Below are 17,948 nucleotides of genomic sequence, written 5' to 3'. Positions count from 1 at the left end.
ATAATACCCCTTTATTTATTATAATTTTAAACATTTTTTTATAAAATTTTATATTAGTATTATTTTTATTTTAAATCCTAATTAAATATTATCTTTTAAATCCTGAACTAATTCTCGGTTGATGGTTCCATTATTTCTGTCCCCTTGAGTACATACACAACCTCTTACTCCCATGATATCACAGCCTATTTTTTTAAGCATTGCTACATCATTTTTGTTTACGGAACCTGCTAATGCAACTTTTAATCCATAGTTATGACTTGTATTAACAAAGTTTTGTAATTGTTCGGTAGTCATATGATCAGTTAATCTGTGACCATCTTTAATGTAAGTATCTAACATAGCTAAGTCTGAACCACTATCTTTCGCTACTTTTGGTATGAACTCTGGTTCTATTGAGCCTGTTTTGTATGCATCTGCATATCCGCATGCTACAACAGTAATTGAAGAATCATATTCTTTGATTGTTTTAACAACTGCTTTCATAACTTCTAATGCTTCTTCATATGTTTTTGTACCATATAATCCTACTTTAACATAATTTGAACCTGATACAGCACTTCCGAGTGCTGCAAGAGATACTGTTCCTGGTTTATATGGTACATCACCTATGGTAGTACTAACAATTATATTATTATTTGCATAGTTACTTATTTCTTTGATTATCCATGGAAAGTTTGCTCCTAGTGAACCTTCTTTTGGATTTTTTACATCTAGAATATCTGCTCCACCCATTGTTGCTTCTTTTGCTTCATCTAGATTTATTGCACTTACTAATAATTGCATATAATCACTCTGAAATAAATATAATTAAAAAAAAAAATAAGTTTATGAATTAAAATACTTTTAATTCTTTTAATAATTTGTCTCGTTCTTTTTTGAGACTGTCTATTTTTTCTTTGTTTTCATCTTTGTTTTCTTTTTCAAGCATTGTTATTGTATTTGTTATAGCTTCCAGATTTAATTCTAAAGGACTTATAACCATAATATATTCCTCCTAAAATGATTTAACATTTTTTGTTACTGGTAATTTTCTTAACCATCCAATGTCACTTTGATATAGCATACGTATGTCTTCGACGTTACAACGCATCATTGCTAATCGTTCAATTCCTAAACCAAATGCTGCTACTTGAGTTTTTATTCCTAACGGTTCAAGTACTTCTGGCCTGAACATTCCGGATCCTCCTAATTCCATCCAACTTTTCTTTTCTGGAACATATATTTCTGATTCTACTGATAAATATGTGTATGGGAAGTAAGCTGGCCTGAATCTTACTTTGAAACCTAATTTTCTATAGAATTCTTTGAGAATACCTAAGAGATTTTTAAAGCTCATATCTTCTCCGGCAACTATACCTTCTACTTGATGGAATTCTGGCAAGTGTTTGTAGTCTAATGTTTCACGTCTAAATACTCTTCCTACTGAAAACATTTTAAGAGGAGGTTGATGTTCTGATAAGTATCTTACTGATAGACCTGTTGTATGGGTTCTTAAAACCATTTGTTTTGCGATTTCCACATCCCATTTGTATTGCCATCCAGTACTTCCAGTATTTCCACCACATTCGTGTTCTATTTTTGTTTTTTCTACTAATTCTTGATTTGGTAAGTCTGCAATTGGTGGGTTATTCACGTAGAATGTATCTTGCATTTCTCTTGCGGCGTGGTCTTGTGGTTGGAATAACATGTCAAAATTCCAAAATGCTGATTCTAGAATTGTTCCTTTTGCTTCATCAAATCCCATGTCTATGAAGATACTTCTTATTTCTTCTATTGTTTGTTGTAATGGATGAATTTTACCTGGAAAAGTGTTTGGAGCAGATGCGTTAATATCATATCCTCGGTAATGTAGATTTTTCCATGACCCAGTTTTTAGTTGTTCGTGTGTTAATTGTGTTGCTTCTTCTTGAATAGTTACTCCTTTATCTAGTATTTGTTTACCTAAGTCATTTAATTTAAAATTAAATTCTTGTGAAGTTTTGATATCAAACAATTCTTTTCTTTTTTTGAATTCTTGTCTGACTTTATCATATTCCCCTGGTATTTTGTCACTAGCAACCTCTTTTGCTTCGTTTATGAATTTTAGGAATTTTACTTGAGGTAGTTCTTCAATATTTGTGGTTTTACCTTCTTCTGTTAAAGATAATTTTCCATCTTTCATTCGAACCCATCTATGTCGCATCATTACTCCTATAGAAAAGTTCATTTGTTGTTTTGTTACACCAGATTTTTCTATGATTTCATCTATTGTGGCTTCGTCTTTTTCTTGTTCTGAAAATTCTTGTAAAGCTTTAAGGATTCTGTGTTCTGGTAAGCCTTGGTTTACATAGTCTTTTCCTTCTTCAGATAATTTTATTTGATCTGTTGATTTTTTATCTACAGTTATAATATCTTTACTGGATAACATTCCTGCAGCACTAGTTACTGCTTTTAGAGGCATGTTTTCATTTTTAGCTATTTCTTCAGGAGTTATTTCAGTATTTTTTGATAATTCTTTAAGTAATTTTTTTTCGTAAAGATGTAATTCGTTTATTATTTTATCTAACATTAATTTTCATCTCCTATTCTTAGTATAAACCTGTTTTTGAGTATTTGTCAACTAAACCTACAAATAATGAAGCTGCTGTGAAGTCTGCTGTTGTTCCTGGATTGTATTTATTTTCTCTTAAATATTTATCGAAAGTTGTTATTTCTTCAAATCTTTCTGGTGTGGCTATTTCTGTGTTTTCGAGTATTTCTTTTGCTCTTTGAGTAACGTCTTTTGCTACTTCTTCCCCATACTTCCTATTTATTAGTGTATCTGGAACTTTTGATAGTAGTGTTAAATAAGTTTCTAGTGTAACATCATTTTTTGAGTATTGTTGTTCATATTTACAGTATGTTGGATAACCAATTTCTGATATTATGGGTAAACCATTTATTAGTTCGTATGATATTTTATCATATTTTGATGATAATTTGAATAAATCATATAAGTTAATATTATTATTTATTATGTCATCTATTGTGTTTTTATTATTTACATCATACTTCGTGGTTTTATTATCTAATCCGCCTGGTTGAGCTAGTATTATGGCTTTAGTTAATGCTACCGCATCTTCTGACCGTGTATTCTTCATGATTATATCAACCATTTTTGGCAGATTGTATATAGATTCTTCATGTTCTAATGCACCACAACCAGCAGATATTGGTATTAATAACATTGATATGCCTAGATTAGTGTTTGTGTTAACTAATTTTTTAGTAGTTCTGATTGACTGTAGTATTGCATCACCTATTTGAATTTTATCTAATAAATTTGGATAATATTTTGATGCATTGTATGCTACTATTTCTAGACTTTCTCTTAGAACTGTTCCGCTGATTAAGAAATCTTCATAAATCATATCATTAAAATCTTGTGTTCTATGCACATTTCCTGGTTTTGGATAGGCACTTACTTCTAGTAATGTTGCTATTTCACCTAGTTGTGCTATGTTTCTAGAATTTAATATCATTTAATCTCCTTGTTGTAGTGTTTAATAATTATATATTAAAGAAAGGTAATTATTTAGTATATATAAATTTATATTTTTAATTGGTTATTAAGTTATGGAAAAAAAGATGTGGGTAATGATTATTCTATACCAAGTAATTGAGGTACAAAATAACTAATTATCATATCAGCACCGGCTCGTTTAATGCTAAGTAATGTTTCATCAAGTAAGTCTTCAGTTATGTATCCTTTTTCTATTCCTGCAGTAATCATAGAATATTCTCCACTTACCTGATATGCTATTGTAGGCATTTTAAATTGTTGTTTTACTTCTCTTAATACATCAAGATATGCTAAAGCAGGTTTAACTATTATAGCATCTGCTCCTTCCTGAACATCTAAACTCACTTCTCTTAGTGCTTCGTTAAAGTTAGCTGGGTCCATTTGATATGATTTTCTGTCTCCGAAGCTAGGTGTTGAATCTGCCGCATCCCTAAATGGTGCGTAGTATGTTGATGCATATTTAGCAGCGTAGGAAAATATTGGAGTATTAATATAATCGTATGTATCAAGAGCTTCCCTTATTGCTTTTACTCGTCCATCCATCATGTCACTTGGAGCTATTACATCCACACCTGCCTCAGCATAGCTTATGGCTATTTTTGAAAGATAGTATAATGTTTCATCGTTTTGTACATATTGATTGTTTATTATTCCACAATGTCCATGGTTTGTGTATTCACACATACAAACATCACCTAGAACTACAAGATTTGTCTGATCTTTTAATCCTCGAATAGTTTGTTGAATTATACCTTTTGAATCATATGCGCTACTAGCATATTCATCTTTATGATCTGGTATTCCAAAGAGAATAGTTGATGTTAAACCACTATCTTCGAGCAGTCCTGCAAATTCTATAGCATCGTTTACAGAATACCTGTATTGGCCGGGCATGGTTGGAATTTCTTCTGGTTCACCATCTTTAGCTGATTCTTTAATATAAATAGGATATATTAAATCTTCTATCCCAACGTTAGTTTCTCTAAACATTGCCCTTATACGTTCATCTGTTCTCATTCTTCTCATTCTTATATTAGGAAACATATTTTTCTAGCCACCTTAATTTTTTAAACATAAAAAATCATATATTACTTGAGCTGCATTAATACTGGTTGAATCACCTATTGTATCTGCAGAAACTTCAACTACATCCAATCCAACAATATCTTTCTGTGCTAGAACGCCAATTATCTGTTGTAATTCAAAAGGATTAATACCACATGGTGCTGGCGTACCAACTGATGGAGCATATGCTGGATCGAGCACATCAATATCTACTGTAACATATATTGGAGTATTAATTTTCTCCAAATGTTTAATTACTGTTGTAAAGTCATATTTAATATCATAATTTGTATAATATGAAATGTTGTCTTGTTTTTTAACATAATCAAATTCTTCTTTTTCTGCTGATCTTATTCCTAATTGTATTATTTCTTTAGGATTTAATTCATGAATTCGTCTTAAAACTGTTGCATGAGAATATTTTTCTCCAAGATACTCATTTCTCATATCAAAATGTGCATCTAAATGTACTATGGTTAGTTCATGAAAAAGATTTTCATCATAATCATGAATAGCTTGTATAACCCCATTTGTTACTGTATGTTCTCCACCTATCATGATAGGTTTAAGCCCCATATTAAGAAGAGATAAAACAGTATCTGTTATCATCATATGCGTACTTTCATAATCACCATAATTTACAGTCACATCTCCTATATCATAATTAGTAACTGTTAAGGAAGTGTTAAACTTTAAGTTAAATGATTCAAAGTTATATGATGCTTCTCTTACTGCTTTTGGACCATATCTTGCACCAGATTTGTAGCTAGTTGTACTATCGAATGCAACTCCAAAAATAGCATACCCTGATTCTATCTCTTCATTTTCAGGAATTTCAGTTGAAAAAGCAAATTTATTCATATTTTCTGTATAAAAAAACATTTTAGATAATCTCGTGTAATATATTGAAAATAATAAAAAATATTATTCATTTAATATATATTTTAGATTTTTAAATAATTAAATTTTGGGAGTGACTAAAAAATAAATTATAATAACTTATCTATTGGTTAAAATGATTGTTTTAAATGTTTGAATACTGATTATAATCTTAGTTATGTATTTAATAAAAAAAGGTATTGAGAAAAAGGACTTTTAATGAGATTAAAAGTCGAATAATGTTGTTTGTTTATATTTTTTTGTTTTAGGTTTTTCTTCATCTTGTTTATCTGAATTGTTATTTTTTGGAATATTCTTTTCTTTTTTTGTAGATGTATCTGTATTTTTAATGTTTTGCTTTGATTTAGATTGTTTTGACTGTTTTGACTGTTTTGGAGTTATAATTTCATCTAATTTTTCTGTGTTAACCAGTACTTTTTCTTCAGATGTTTTTTGTTTTTTTGTTTTTTCTTGTTCTTTTTTCTGTTTCTGAATCTCTTTCTCTTCTTGTTCTTGTTGTTTTTTAAGCATTTTAATACGATTTTTTTCTATCGATGCAGGTATTTTTCTGGAACGGAACAGTTTAACTTCATCATCTTCTAGTTTAAAATATTCTTTTAAGTCATATGCCCGTTCATTATCTTCGAATAATATTTCATAGAATGGTATGTGTTTTTCTAATTCTTTTGGTGAAGTATGCAGTTTAGGAGACATTTTATTAGTTACTGCTTCTACTAAATTTTTTCTTTTCCTACTTTTTGACATTTTTTGGAATACGGTGGAACCAGAATATCTGGCAAATTTTTTATATGTTTGTTTTTTACTAGCAGCAACACCTCTACCCATAAACAAGAATGCATATTTCCAGTAAGTATAATTTTGTGTTCTGAATGCTCTTCCAAGGTTTAAATCTGCTAAAGCAATCATTTCATAAGCTTTAGCTATTTCATCAACTCGTTCATATTCTTTTGGAATGTTTTCTGCTATGAATTCTATCAACATTGATGGTTGTGCATCAACCCTCATAGCCTCTTTTACATGTTCTGGGTTTTTACTTTTTAGTACTGTTCTAACAGTATCAAATATGTTTTGTTCTCCGTCTTTTTTTGATATTACGTTAATACTGTCCATCGTAATGTTTTTCTCTGAATCAACTATTGCTTCAAGACTTGTAATAGCTGAACGTAAATCACCATTGCTTTGTTTGCTTAAAGCTTTTAATGCTTCAGGATCATATTGAATATCTTCCTGTGCACATATTCTTTTTAGTTGTGCATTAATAGTGTTTGAATGAACTTTTGAGAATTTTATGGCTTGACATTTTGTTTTTATTGAAGTTAATCTTTTACTGTATGGGTCGTTTGCCATCATAATTAATGGTTGTTTGGTGTTTTTTATTGTTTCATTAATTGCTCTTACTCCACCAGAATCGTCACGTCCGTTTATACCATCAACTTCATCCATAATTAATAATTTATAACCTTCTTGGAACAGACTTCTTGTTTGTGATGCTTCGCCTATGCTTCTTTTTAGGATGTCATATGATCTTTTATCACTAGCATTTACTTCTATCGTTTCAGAAAAATATTCTTTTCCAACTAAATGTGCCATTGTTGTTTTTCCAACACCTGGAGGACCCATTAATAATAATGGTTTTTGAACAATGCCTTTTGTCCAATTTTTTGCCCATACTTCTATTTCTGCTTTTATTTTAGCATTTCCAAGTACGTCACCCAATGTTTTAGGTGAATATTTTTCTACCCATTTCAATTTAATGCAACCTTATTTAACTAATAAAAATTTACTTATTAAAGCTTCAAGTTGGAGTCTTGGATTTGCTCCTTCCCTAATTCTATAATCACATTCACTCATATATTCCATTATTTTTACAAAGTTTTCTTCATCTATTAATCCTGCTGAAGACATTTCAGTTACTTCTTGATATAGTTGTGTAATTAAGTCATCACCACTTATTCCTTCTACTATTAATATGTCCCTTAGTAAATCTCGTGCTCCTGTAAAGTCTTTATCTAATGCTTTGTTTATGATTTTTCTAACATCTTTTGGTTTTGCTCTACTTATTACCTCATATACTGCATCTTCTGTTATTTTATTGTCTTGTGTTGTTGATGCTTGCAATATATTTATAGAACGTCTCATGTCTCCCTGAGTAAAGTAGACTATGTTTTCTAATGCGGATTGTTCTGCTTCTATTCCTTCTTGTTCTGATATGTATTGTAATCTGTTTATTATTTGAAATGCTTTTATTGGTGAAAATCGGAATATTGCACATCTTGATTGAATTGGATCTATTATTTTGGATGAATAATTACATGATAGGATAAATGATGATGTTTTTGTGTACATTTCCATTTCTCGGCGTAATGCTTGTTGTGCATCTTTAGTCATGTTATCAACTTCATCCAAGAATATTATTCTGAATGGTGATCCTACTGCTTTTAATTTACAAAAACTTTTTATTTCGTTTCTTACAGTATCTATTCCCCTAGCATCTGATGCGTTTAGTTCTAGAAAGTTTTGTTGCCAATATTCGCCCAGTAAACTTTTAGCTAATGCAAGGGCACATGTTGTTTTTCCTACCCCTGCAGAGCCTGTGAACATTATGTTCGGCATTGAATTTTCATCTACATATCTTTTTAGTCTAGTCACTATTTGTTCTTGTCCTACTACATCATCTAATGTTTGTGGCCTATATTTTTCTACCCATGGAATATTCATTGTTTCACCTAAATGTTAATGTCATATTATAAGTTTAATTATTAATATTAATAATATTGTTAGTGTGATTACAAATCCTATTATCATACCAACAATATTATATGATTTCATTTTAATCAGAACTATAGATTTAGTAATTGTTTTTTCTTTTGTTCAAATTCTTCTTCTGTGATTATACCATCCGTTTTTAGTTCATAGTATCTTCTTATTTGATATACAGGGTCAAATTCTTCGGATGTTCCCGTATTGTCAACATTTTGTTTTGCTTGTTGATTTACCTTATTTATGTTATTATTAACATCATCTTTTAGTTGTGTTATTTCCTGATTTAATTCTGTTTTTGTATTGTTGATTTTTTGAGGTGTTGCTTGTGGTTCTTCTGGCTGTTCTACTGTATCTTTAATATTTTTTGCTGTTGGTTGTGTTATTTCTTTATTTTCTGGAGGTTGTTGTGTTTTTTGGAGTTTTTCATTGCTGTTTTCATTATCTTCGGATGGTTTTTCTTCAATTACTTCTTCTTCTATATCCTCTTCAAGAATTAGTTCGTCATCTTCAAATGCATCTAATTCTTCAAAGTCATCTAATTCTTCAAAGTCATCTATTTCATCAAACTCATCAAACTCATCATAATCATTGATTTCTTCTATTTCCTGTTTTTTCTGAGTTTTGGTTGTTTCAGGTTGTTTTTCTTCTATTTCTTCATCTATTAATAGAATTTCTTCATCGTCTTCTTCATCAATAAATTCTTCTTCGTCAAGAACAGTTTCTAAATCGTTTGTTTTTTCTGTTTTTTTATCAATGAATTCGTTAATATTATTTGGATTATTTATTGGTGTTGCTGGTTCTTCTTTTTCTTCAGATATAACGAATCTTTTACTTAAAAATCCTTTGATTTTGTTGGTTGTATCTTTAATTCCTTGTTTAGACTCAACTTCTTCTTCAAATTCATCTAATTCATCATAGTTATTATTTGTTTTGTTTTGAATTTTTGGAGCATCTGTTTTAGAATCGATTAATTGTTTTTTTTCCTGATTTTTTAAATTAAGTACTGATTTATAAAAAGCTTCCAATTCATCATCATTATTGTCTACTCCTGCAAGGATGTATTTTTTTTGTCCTAAACCTATTTCTAGTTTTGGTTCTTGGAAAAAATTTCCTGGATCATAACTTAGATAACTTATTGATGATATTGATTCTATAATAGGATATTCGTTATCATATGATTCTAAAATAATTTTATGTGATTCTAATCTGGCGGAAGCTTTTCCGTAATCGTTGACTTTAACTATTCCTACTCCTTCACCTTTTGCTATAAATGATTCCATTTCTGGTTTAATTTCTGTTTTACTAAATAAAGACATAATTTTACACCCATTCTTTTTTTATTATTTGTACTGGTTTATTGTTTTCAATTATTATTGTCATCATATCTTCGGCATATACTGTGTTTTCAAATATTTCTTTAGCTTCGTCTTCCAAAGTTTTTGAATTTGTATAACGATTCGATAAATGAGTTAATATTAATTGTTCTACATTTGCATTTTTAGCTATTTTTGCTGCGTCTGCAGCTATAGTGTGTCCATTTTCGATTGCTTTATCTTGATATTCTTTGGCAAAAGTTGCTTCATGTATCAAAACTTTAACATCTTTAGCAAAGTAAATCATTTGTTCTTGAGGTATTGTATCTCCACTATATACTAGTTTAACTCCTTCTCGTGGTGGTCCTAATACTTGTTCTGGAAGTATTTCTTTTCCATTTAGGGTAATTGGGATTCCTGCCTGTAATTTCCCAAATAACGGTCCTGGAGGAATTCCCAGTTCTATGGCTTTTGGTCTTAAAAATTTAGGTTGCTTGATTTCTTCTATTTTATATGCATAATTTGTTATTGTGTGTTTCATTTTCATTGCTTTTATTAAGAAATTGTTTTGTTGATATATTATTTCATCATCTTGTGTTATTTCATGTACTACTATTTCATATGCAATTGTGAAGAAACCTAATTTTTTAATATGTTCAATTAATTCTATTATTCCTGGTGGTCCATAAATGTTTAATGGCCTGGTTCTTCCACGAAATGCTAGTGATTGTATAATTCCTGGCAAGCCTAGTATGTGATCACCATGTAAGTGTGTGATATAAATATCATCTATTTTCATAGGACTTACTTGTGCATCCATTATTTGTTTTTGAGTTCCTTCTCCACAATCAAATAATACTGTTCTATCATAAACTTTTAATACAATAGACGTGTGATTACGGGTTTTGGTAGGAATAGCTGATGCAGTTCCTAAAAAAGTTAATTCTATTATATTAATACCTCATAAATATTTTTTTTATTAATGAAACAATAAAATTCAATATATTATTATATTTATATTTCCTATTTTAAATAGAATATTTTTTGATTAACGTGTAACATATATTTTATTAAATGAAAAAAAAAAAAATTCAGAAAAAATGGTTACTTTTACTAAAAAAATGGAATTGATGATAACATGACAATATTTAGTGATAACAGGATTATCGAGAATATATATGATGATATTGGATTTGAGGACATTACTACAAATAGTCTTGTTCCTGAAAATAAATGGGCTCAAGCGGAAATATTATGTAAAGAAGATGGTGTTCTTGCAGGAATGGATGTAGCTCATTATATTATAAATGAATTTGGTTTGAATATTAGCAGTACTTTTTTTGATGGTGATGATATTCGTAAGGGCGATGTTATTCTTGAATTTGAAGGTAAGGCACGGGATGTCCTTATGGTTGAAAGAAGTATATTGAATTATATGATGCATTTAAGTGGTATTGCTACTGTTGTAAGGAAAACCTGTGAAAAAGTGAAGGAAATAAATCCTAATGTGAGAGTAGCATGTACGCGTAAAACTACGCCTGGTCTTCAAAAACTTGAGAAAAAAGCAGTTGAAATAGGTGGAGGAGATACTCATCGTTTTAAGTTAGATGATTGTGTTTTAATTAAGGATAATCACATCCAAGTTGTCGGAGGAGTTATTGAATCTATTGAGTTAGCTAAGGAAAATGTTAGTTTTACTAAAAAGATTGAGATTGAAGTTGAAAATGAAGAAGATGCTGTTCGAGCTAGTATGTTTGGAGCAGATATTGTTATGTTAGATAATATGACTCCTGATGAAATTGAATCTGTTTTAAATACTTTGAAAGAGCGTAGATTAAGAGAAGATGTTTTAATAGAGGTTAGTGGTGGTATTAATCCAGATAATATTGAGGAATATGCTAAGCTTGATGTTGATGTTATTTCCAGTGGTTTTATTACAAACAGTGCAAAATCTCTTGATTTGAGTTTGAATATTTTATAAACTTTTTGAAATATTTTCTTTAGTGGTATTTTCATTAAATTCATATCTTCTTTATTTTAGGAAAAGAAGTGTTTTTTACCTATATTTCTTTAACTTTTTTTTAAAAAAAATAATATTAAAATTAAGTAAATTAAATAGTCATTTCATAAGAATCAGTACAGTTAAGAGAAACATATGAAAAATTAATCATAAAAGTAATTAAATTAACATTACATTTATTAATAAAAAATAACATAATTAATAACAGTGAATGATTTTAATAATATAAAAAAAAATTAATGTGATTATTATGGCAGAATTTGAAGAAATAAATGAAGAAATCGAAGAAACTGAAGTAGAAAACTTCGAAAACGAAGAAAATTTAGAAGAAAACGAAGAATACCTAAGTGAAGACGATGAAAAACTCCCATTCGCAAAAGCAGAAGTTGTACGTCTAATGAAACAACACTTAGACGATGACAAAATGATAAGAGAAAGAGTAAAAGTAGAAATGAACAAATTCTTAGGTGACGTACTCGCAAATGTATGCAAACAATTAAATGATTATCCTTACTCAACAGTAGAATACGAAATGCTCAAAGAATCAACATACCCATACACAAACATAGAAAGAATCAACGAAGAAAAAATCAGAATACTAAAACATTTAGATGCAATTAAAGCAGATTGTGATGCATTAAGTATGGATGTAAAAGCAACTCTGAAAATAAACGATAAACCAAACCAAGAAGAAGACGACGAAGACCTATTCTAACCTTCCATTTTCACCACCACAGTTACTTTTTTTTAAATATTGAGTGTTGGCATGAATTCGTTTTTGTAATACTTTTTTATGTGGATGAAACTTTTTTTTTGGTATGATTGTTACTTATGTATATATAATATTGTTAAATATTACTTACCAAGACCCCCTTGATTACTTACCAGCTGCTCTTGGATTAAACTTATATACATTTTATTCTATAATTTATATTATCGAAGTCATAGAATTGTTATTTTATGAAATTCTTTTCTTGATTTTTCGGTTTTAAAGTTAATGGAGTGAAATAAGCAGTATTAATTATTATGATAGATGAAAATTGTATATATTTAACTCAAAGTACTCTTATTAGAGGTCTTTCTAAGAAACAATTCAATGTTTTAGTGGATATTTCATTGAAATTAAATGATTTACGAAATTGTTCTATAAAAACTACTAAATTAGATAAATGTGCTGATGATAAACATTTTAAACAGTTGAATTTCAAATCAATAATCACTAAAGTTAAAACTGAATTCAGTAAAGATTATTCACTTATTCAAGCCCATATAGCAAATAATGTTATTAAAAAGCATGTTGAATCTTTTAATTCCTATGTGGCATTAACAAATAAAAGCATCGATAATGAATATAAACGACCATTAAATAAACCTAAACGGAGAGATAACAGTTTACATAATATTATAATACCGCGGGAGTCAATAACTTCTTCCAAGAAAAAATTGGCACAGGGTTACATTGAATTACCCTTAAGCAGAGAATATAAAAAAGAGTTAAAATCCAAAGATTGCAGACCACGTATTAGAATTCCTGAAAATATACGTGATAAAAAGATTATACAAGTAGAAATTATACCCCTAAAGAATGGACAAACGTTTAAAGCCAATTTCACATACCAAATGAAAAAAGAGTCCCTAAATTTAGATGAAAGTAAAATGATGGGTATTGATTTGGGTGTTAATAATTTTGCAAGTATTGTTACAAGTGAAGGGACCCCATATCTTGTGGGCGGGCGATTTTTAAAAAATCAAATAGCCTTCAAATGCAAAAAAACAGCACAATACCAATCAATACTAAACAAACAGGGACTAAAAACATCCAAACGAATACAAAAAATAAACACCAAATTTAAAGCAATACAAAACAACTTCCTAGATCACACAACCAAATTCATAATAGAAACATGCAAAAAACAAGACATAGGAACCATAATACTCGGATACAACAAAAACTTCCAATACGAAACAGATATGGGAAAAAAACAAAACCAAATATTCACACAAATAGCTTTCAAAAAATTCATAAACAAACTAAAAACACAATGCCAAAAATACGACATCAAACTAATTATTACCGAAGAATCCTACACAAGCAAAAGCAGTTTCCTAGACAACGACATACTACCAACCTACAAAACAAACGAAGAAAAAAAAGAGGAATATAAATTTAAAGGAAAACGAATAAAAAGAGGACTCTATAAAACAAGCACCGGAACATTAATAAATGCAGATATCAACGCAGCATGTAACATCATACGTAAAAGTAAGCAGAACTTCCCCAAGGAACGACTGTATAAGTGGGCACGGACTGCCCCAGGGAAAATCAAAAAAATACAAGACTATTTTCAAAAATAAACAATAAAAGAAAAGGGTATTGTTACATTTGATTTGAACAAAGACATAATGCTGGTTATCATTTTGAAAAAAAAGGTTAATATTTTTTCGAGTATTACTTTTTTTCTCTTGAAACTAATTTATGCCAAGTCTCATATTTTAATCTACATAATAAAATTATAAGGATTAAAAGAATGAACATTAACATTAAAATGATGCCCATTTCAATAGGCGGAGTAATATTAGGATTAACAGCAATGGGCAATTTATTCTACGATTATTTTATGTATAGTAGGGAAATATGCGATTTAATTTCAACTTTCCTTTTCATATTAGTACTGATAAAATTAGTAAAATATCCCAATACGTTTAAAGAAGATTTAAACAATCCAATTTTAGCAAGTATTATCGCTACATTATCGATGACATTAATGTTGTATTCAAATTATCTTTACTTTTACATCGGTAGTTATTCCATGTTATTATGGGTTATTGCCATCATGTTACATATCTTCTTCGTTATAAATTATATTGTGAAATTTTTTTATAAATTAGATACTAGTGATTTTACTGCGGGTTCATTTGTAGTATTTGCAGGAATACAAATGATAGCCATTACAGCACCAACATTTAATCAAGAATTTATTGGAACGATATGTTTCTGGATAAGCTTTATACTAGTACTGTTAGTATTTCTAATAGTAACTTATAGATACATTAAAATTCCAGTTAATAATCAGACAAAACCAATTATAGGAGTTTATGCAGCCCCATTTAGTTTATGTAGTGTAGGATACCTTTCATCAGTCGCTCCAAATAATTTAATCATGGTTATGGGTTTTTATATTATGACTAAAATTTTGTACATAATAGTTTTAGAAAAATTTATTGAATATAGACATTTTCCATTTTACCCAACATATGCTGCTTATACATTTCCTATTGTAATTAATACAATAACGACTCTTCAAACTATAGAGTTCTTAAAAAATAATGGAATTAATTTATGGTTTATGCAATATGAATTAATGATAGAAATGATAATTGCAATATTATTAGTAACATATATACTAATACAGTTCTTAATGAACATTTTTGAATTACGAAAAAAAATAGATTAAAAAAAAATGATTTAAATAAATTCTACTAACTCATCTATACTTTTCCTATCAGTACCACGAGGCTCAGCGTTAGGATAACCCAAAGGAGTTAATAAAACAGGCTCATAATCATCAGACAAACCAAGCAATTCAGATAATGGATCTTTATTAAAAGCAGCAATATAACAAGTACCTAAACCAAGTTCAGTTGCTTCAAGTATAATATGATCCATGACAATAGTAGCATCAATATCAGAAATATTCTTTCCATCCCACCTAGTCCATGCATCACTAGGTTTTGAAACAACAGCAATAATATAAGGTGCTTCAGTAAACCAATCCCATTTACCAACAAGTTTTAATTCATCTTCATGCTTTTTAGTATCAATAACAAAAATTTTAAAAGCTTGAGCATTAACTCCAGTTGGAGCTATTTGTGCTGCTCTAAGAACTTTATCTAATTTCTCCTTCTCAATTTCTTTATCAAGATAACCTCTTACACTATATCTTTCTTCCATTACATCCAATACAGTCATTATTCCACCTCTTCTTGATCGATTGTTGTGAAACCAGTTTGTAATTTTTCCGCTTCCTCTTGAGTTAATAATTCCTTATCTGCATCATCATCATCAATTATACTGTTACCGAAAGGATCCTCAAGTATGAGTATAGTACTGTATTCACCAATTTTAATTTTTGCTAATGAATCTATAATATTAAGTGCATTTTCTTGAACTGATGGTTCTATTTCATTGCCTTCTAATTTTATAGCTCTAACTACAGCACTCTCAAAACGGTTCAATATACCTTCCACATTAGAAACATAACCCTGAGATTTTGGACCCGGTTCTACTTTTAAACCTAAATCAGGAAGTGTTACTGTAGCTGTTTGAGATTTTGCAACCCTCGTATTTAGTTTCGTATCATCTATTTTTAATGTATATCTTACAGGATCATTATGTTCTAAGGATATACTGTCTGATGATTGATAACCACATTCTTTACAAGATACTGCAGATTCTAATATGTCCCCGAAGTAAGGTATGTTATCTGTTCTGTTTGTTACTTCTAGTGTTTTTTCTCCACCACATACTGGACAATCTGAATACATTACTTCTTTTGTAAAATTTATATTATCTTCACTCATAATAATCATTTATTAATTTTTTATTTCTTAACATTTATCAAAGATTAAATTTTTGGTTTATCAATTACAAGATTATGTTCTGTTAATTCTTGTATGATTTTATCTAAACTTTCTTTATCTGGTGCAGATATATGATGACTATGTTGATTATTTGATAATTCATATAATTTAGTTAATGAATCTTTTTGTTTTGAATCAGAATTTATATGTTCAATAAAATCATTAGAATTATATTCTTCATCATATTCATCTATTTTACGAACTAATGGTTCTTTAAAATCAGGTATATAATAAGATATATCAGTAATTTTTCCACCATGTTTCGTGATAATCTGACGTTCAAGCTCAATTTTATCTATTCCATGTTGTAAAAAAACTTCAGTAGATACTTCATTAATAATTTGTAATATCTTTTTTAATGTATTTTCCATAGAATTATTATTAATAACCGGTATGGATAGAGAGTTAGCTTTTCGAATTAAATCATCATTAATTATACGATTTTCTCTGAAATAATCCAATTGAGCTCCACCACGTTTAATAGCTATTGCTCTTGAAATGAATCGTTCTTGATGTGCTTCTTTGTCTGCAGTGAGAATAAAAAAGTATACATTAGCATCATTTTTAAATTGATCTAAATTTATGAGACCAGGAACTAGGTGAACACCTTCAATAACAATTGAATCTTTATCTTTAATTGAACGTTTAATTACTTTTTCTACGGCAGGGATTACAAAAGATGCATGTTCTTCAAATCCTGCTTCTATAAGTTTTTCTTCATTTTCATAGTTTATTTTATCTCTTAAAGTAGTGTATGCATCGTATGATGATTTGTGTAATGCAGGTGCATAATCTGAGCCGATAATTCCACGAACAATTTCACGTATAAAATCTGTTTCAATCAGATATTTTATATTCAATTTTTTTGATATTTCTGAGGCTATTGTGGATTTTCCTATACCTGAAGCAGATCCGATTAAAATTACATATGGTTTCATCATGATTCACCAAAAAAATAGTTGTTTAACAAAAAAAGAAAATAGAAGTATAAAAATTAGTGTAGTTATAATATTTCTACATCTACTTTTTTACCTTTGATTTTAGGGAGTGTTATTGTTAACTCATTGTCTTCAAATGAAGCTTTGACTTCTTTCATATCTACTTCAACAGGTAATGGTATGATGTTTTTAGTTTTTCCGAAACATCTTTCTCTTCTTAATACTTTTACATCTTCTTCGTCTTCTAAGTAGTCTGGGAAGTCTATTTCGATTTCGATTGAATCGGTTGACATTTTGATAGATATATCATCTTTAGAAACTTTAGGAACATCTAATTTAATTACTAAATCTTGTTCATATTCTAACAAGTCAACTGCTGGTTTATTTGCTTTGTATTCTTCTAATGTTTTATTCCATTCTGATTGTCTGGATTTTAATGTAGTTACGACATCATTAAACATTTTTTCAATACTGTTAGCTTCTTCAGCGTTTTCATTTCCATATTCTTTGTATTCACAGTTTGTTTTTTCTTCAGTTTCTTCTTCAGAAGTTTCAGTTGATTCATTTACTGTATCTTCAACGGTTTCTTGAGTAGTTGTTGTTTTTTCTTCAGTTTCTGTTGTTATATCGATATTTTCGTCTTTTTTATCTTCTTTTGATTTGATGTTTACTTTATTCATAAATATCATCCCTGTTTTTTTAGTGAACTAAATATATTTTAAGTTTATATAATTAATGATATATTAATAAATTATTTAAAAGTT

18 protein-coding genes are annotated in these 17,948 nt (G+C 29.1%); 4 read left to right on the top strand and 14 right to left on the bottom strand.

What is annotated here, in order from left to right; translation table 11 throughout:
* Positions 1-81: 81 nt before the first annotated feature.
* From PXD04_RS13955 to rnz, 10 genes are all read right to left on the bottom strand, one after another.
* Positions 82-786 carry a (5-formylfuran-3-yl)methyl phosphate synthase gene (locus PXD04_RS13955; protein ID WP_323735446.1) on the bottom strand — a complete coding sequence of 235 codons (705 nt, stop codon included), beginning with the start codon at positions 784-786 and terminating at the stop codon, positions 82-84.
* A gap of 49 nt (positions 787-835) precedes the next feature.
* The gene (locus PXD04_RS13950) at positions 836-985 is read right to left on the bottom strand and encodes a hypothetical protein (RefSeq protein ID WP_323735445.1); all 150 of its coding nucleotides are present in this window, start codon (positions 983-985) and stop codon (positions 836-838) included.
* Positions 986-997: 12 nt separating this feature from the next.
* Entirely contained in the window at positions 998-2,551 is a 1,554-nt protein-coding gene (locus tag PXD04_RS13945) for a phenylalanine--tRNA ligase subunit alpha (RefSeq protein ID WP_323735444.1), read from the bottom strand.
* A gap of 19 nt (positions 2,552-2,570) precedes the next feature.
* Positions 2,571-3,503 (bottom strand): triphosphoribosyl-dephospho-CoA synthase, encoded by a 933-nt coding sequence (locus PXD04_RS13940; protein WP_323735443.1) that lies wholly within the window; start codon positions 3,501-3,503, stop codon positions 2,571-2,573.
* 119 nt (positions 3,504-3,622) lie between these two features.
* Positions 3,623-4,588 (bottom strand): porphobilinogen synthase, encoded by a 966-nt coding sequence (gene hemB, locus PXD04_RS13935; protein ID WP_323735442.1) that lies wholly within the window; start codon positions 4,586-4,588, stop codon positions 3,623-3,625.
* Positions 4,589-4,603: 15 nt separating this feature from the next.
* On the bottom strand, positions 4,604-5,491 hold the full coding sequence (gene speB / locus PXD04_RS13930; protein ID WP_323735441.1) for an agmatinase: 888 nt from the start codon (positions 5,489-5,491) through the stop codon (positions 4,604-4,606).
* A 222-nt stretch (positions 5,492-5,713) separates the two neighbouring features.
* Positions 5,714-7,258: a replication factor C large subunit gene (locus PXD04_RS13925; protein WP_323735440.1), complete on the bottom strand. Its 1,545-nt coding sequence runs from the start codon at positions 7,256-7,258 to the stop codon at positions 5,714-5,716.
* A 12-nt stretch (positions 7,259-7,270) separates the two neighbouring features.
* Positions 7,271-8,227, bottom strand: coding sequence for a replication factor C small subunit (locus tag PXD04_RS13920; protein WP_323735439.1), 957 nt, complete (start codon positions 8,225-8,227; stop codon positions 7,271-7,273).
* A gap of 122 nt (positions 8,228-8,349) precedes the next feature.
* Positions 8,350-9,588, bottom strand: coding sequence for an SHOCT domain-containing protein (locus PXD04_RS13915; protein ID WP_323735438.1), 1,239 nt, complete (start codon positions 9,586-9,588; stop codon positions 8,350-8,352).
* Between the two features lie 4 nt (positions 9,589-9,592).
* The gene (gene rnz / locus PXD04_RS13910; RefSeq protein WP_323737437.1) at positions 9,593-10,534 is read right to left on the bottom strand and encodes a ribonuclease Z; all 942 of its coding nucleotides are present in this window, start codon (positions 10,532-10,534) and stop codon (positions 9,593-9,595) included.
* Between the two features lie 189 nt (positions 10,535-10,723).
* On the opposite strand from rnz, the gene nadC reads away from it, so the two are divergent.
* From nadC to PXD04_RS13890, 4 genes are all read left to right on the top strand, one after another.
* The gene (nadC, locus tag PXD04_RS13905) at positions 10,724-11,566 is read left to right on the top strand and encodes a carboxylating nicotinate-nucleotide diphosphorylase (RefSeq protein ID WP_323735437.1); all 843 of its coding nucleotides are present in this window, start codon (positions 10,724-10,726) and stop codon (positions 11,564-11,566) included.
* 289 nt (positions 11,567-11,855) lie between these two features.
* On the top strand, positions 11,856-12,320 hold the full coding sequence (locus PXD04_RS13900; RefSeq protein ID WP_323735436.1) for a hypothetical protein: 465 nt from the start codon (positions 11,856-11,858) through the stop codon (positions 12,318-12,320).
* Positions 12,321-12,631: 311 nt separating this feature from the next.
* Positions 12,632-13,960: a transposase gene (locus PXD04_RS13895; RefSeq protein WP_323735435.1), complete on the top strand. Its 1,329-nt coding sequence runs from the start codon at positions 12,632-12,634 to the stop codon at positions 13,958-13,960.
* A 173-nt stretch (positions 13,961-14,133) separates the two neighbouring features.
* Positions 14,134-15,060, top strand: a complete 927-nt coding sequence (locus tag PXD04_RS13890) for a TDT family transporter (RefSeq protein WP_323735434.1) — start codon at positions 14,134-14,136, stop codon at positions 15,058-15,060.
* Between the two features lie 11 nt (positions 15,061-15,071).
* Here the strand turns inward: PXD04_RS13890 and PXD04_RS13885 are convergent, their stop codons facing one another.
* From PXD04_RS13885 to PXD04_RS13870, 4 genes are all read right to left on the bottom strand, one after another.
* Positions 15,072-15,575, bottom strand: a complete 504-nt coding sequence (locus PXD04_RS13885) for a nitroreductase family protein (protein ID WP_323735433.1) — start codon at positions 15,573-15,575, stop codon at positions 15,072-15,074.
* Entirely contained in the window at positions 15,575-16,186 is a 612-nt protein-coding gene (locus tag PXD04_RS13880) for a ZPR1 zinc finger domain-containing protein (protein ID WP_323735432.1), read from the bottom strand. Before PXD04_RS13880 ends, PXD04_RS13885 begins: the two co-directional genes overlap by 1 nt.
* 44 nt (positions 16,187-16,230) lie before the next feature.
* On the bottom strand, positions 16,231-17,187 hold the full coding sequence (locus tag PXD04_RS13875; protein ID WP_323735431.1) for a 3H domain-containing protein: 957 nt from the start codon (positions 17,185-17,187) through the stop codon (positions 16,231-16,233).
* Between the two features lie 62 nt (positions 17,188-17,249).
* The gene (locus PXD04_RS13870) at positions 17,250-17,864 is read right to left on the bottom strand and encodes an Hsp20/alpha crystallin family protein (protein ID WP_323735430.1); all 615 of its coding nucleotides are present in this window, start codon (positions 17,862-17,864) and stop codon (positions 17,250-17,252) included.
* Between the last annotated feature and the right edge of the window lie 84 nt (positions 17,865-17,948).

Origin of the sequence: Methanosphaera sp. ISO3-F5, assembly GCF_034480035.2 — an archaeon.
In the GTDB taxonomy this organism is placed as follows: domain Archaea; phylum Methanobacteriota; class Methanobacteria; order Methanobacteriales; family Methanobacteriaceae; genus Methanosphaera.
The sequence above is the reverse complement of the archived record's forward strand: the minus strand, read 5'-3'. Positions and strand labels throughout refer to the sequence as shown.

Coding starts and splice junctions, on each gene's coding strand:
- PXD04_RS13955 (WP_323735446.1), bottom strand. CDS start 786: ATGCAATTATTAGTAAGTGCAATAAATCTAGATGAAGCAAAAGAAGCA.
- PXD04_RS13950 (WP_323735445.1), bottom strand. CDS start 985: ATGGTTATAAGTCCTTTAGAATTAAATCTGGAAGCTATAACAAATACA.
- PXD04_RS13945 (WP_323735444.1), bottom strand. CDS start 2,551: ATGTTAGATAAAATAATAAACGAATTACATCTTTACGAAAAAAAATTA.
- PXD04_RS13940 (WP_323735443.1), bottom strand. CDS start 3,503: ATGATATTAAATTCTAGAAACATAGCACAACTAGGTGAAATAGCAACA.
- hemB (WP_323735442.1), bottom strand. CDS start 4,588: ATGTTTCCTAATATAAGAATGAGAAGAATGAGAACAGATGAACGTATA.
- speB (WP_323735441.1), bottom strand. CDS start 5,491: ATGTTTTTTTATACAGAAAATATGAATAAATTTGCTTTTTCAACTGAA.
- PXD04_RS13920 (WP_323735439.1), bottom strand. CDS start 8,227: ATGAATATTCCATGGGTAGAAAAATATAGGCCACAAACATTAGATGAT.
- PXD04_RS13915 (WP_323735438.1), bottom strand. CDS start 9,588: ATGTCTTTATTTAGTAAAACAGAAATTAAACCAGAAATGGAATCATTT.
- nadC (WP_323735437.1), top strand. CDS start 10,724: ATGACAATATTTAGTGATAACAGGATTATCGAGAATATATATGATGAT.
- PXD04_RS13900 (WP_323735436.1), top strand. CDS start 11,856: ATGGCAGAATTTGAAGAAATAAATGAAGAAATCGAAGAAACTGAAGTA.
- PXD04_RS13895 (WP_323735435.1), top strand. CDS start 12,632: ATGATAGATGAAAATTGTATATATTTAACTCAAAGTACTCTTATTAGA.
- PXD04_RS13890 (WP_323735434.1), top strand. CDS start 14,134: ATGAACATTAACATTAAAATGATGCCCATTTCAATAGGCGGAGTAATA.
- PXD04_RS13885 (WP_323735433.1), bottom strand. CDS start 15,575: ATGACTGTATTGGATGTAATGGAAGAAAGATATAGTGTAAGAGGTTAT.
- PXD04_RS13880 (WP_323735432.1), bottom strand. CDS start 16,186: ATGAGTGAAGATAATATAAATTTTACAAAAGAAGTAATGTATTCAGAT.
- PXD04_RS13875 (WP_323735431.1), bottom strand. CDS start 17,187: ATGATGAAACCATATGTAATTTTAATCGGATCTGCTTCAGGTATAGGA.
- PXD04_RS13870 (WP_323735430.1), bottom strand. CDS start 17,864: ATGAATAAAGTAAACATCAAATCAAAAGAAGATAAAAAAGACGAAAAT.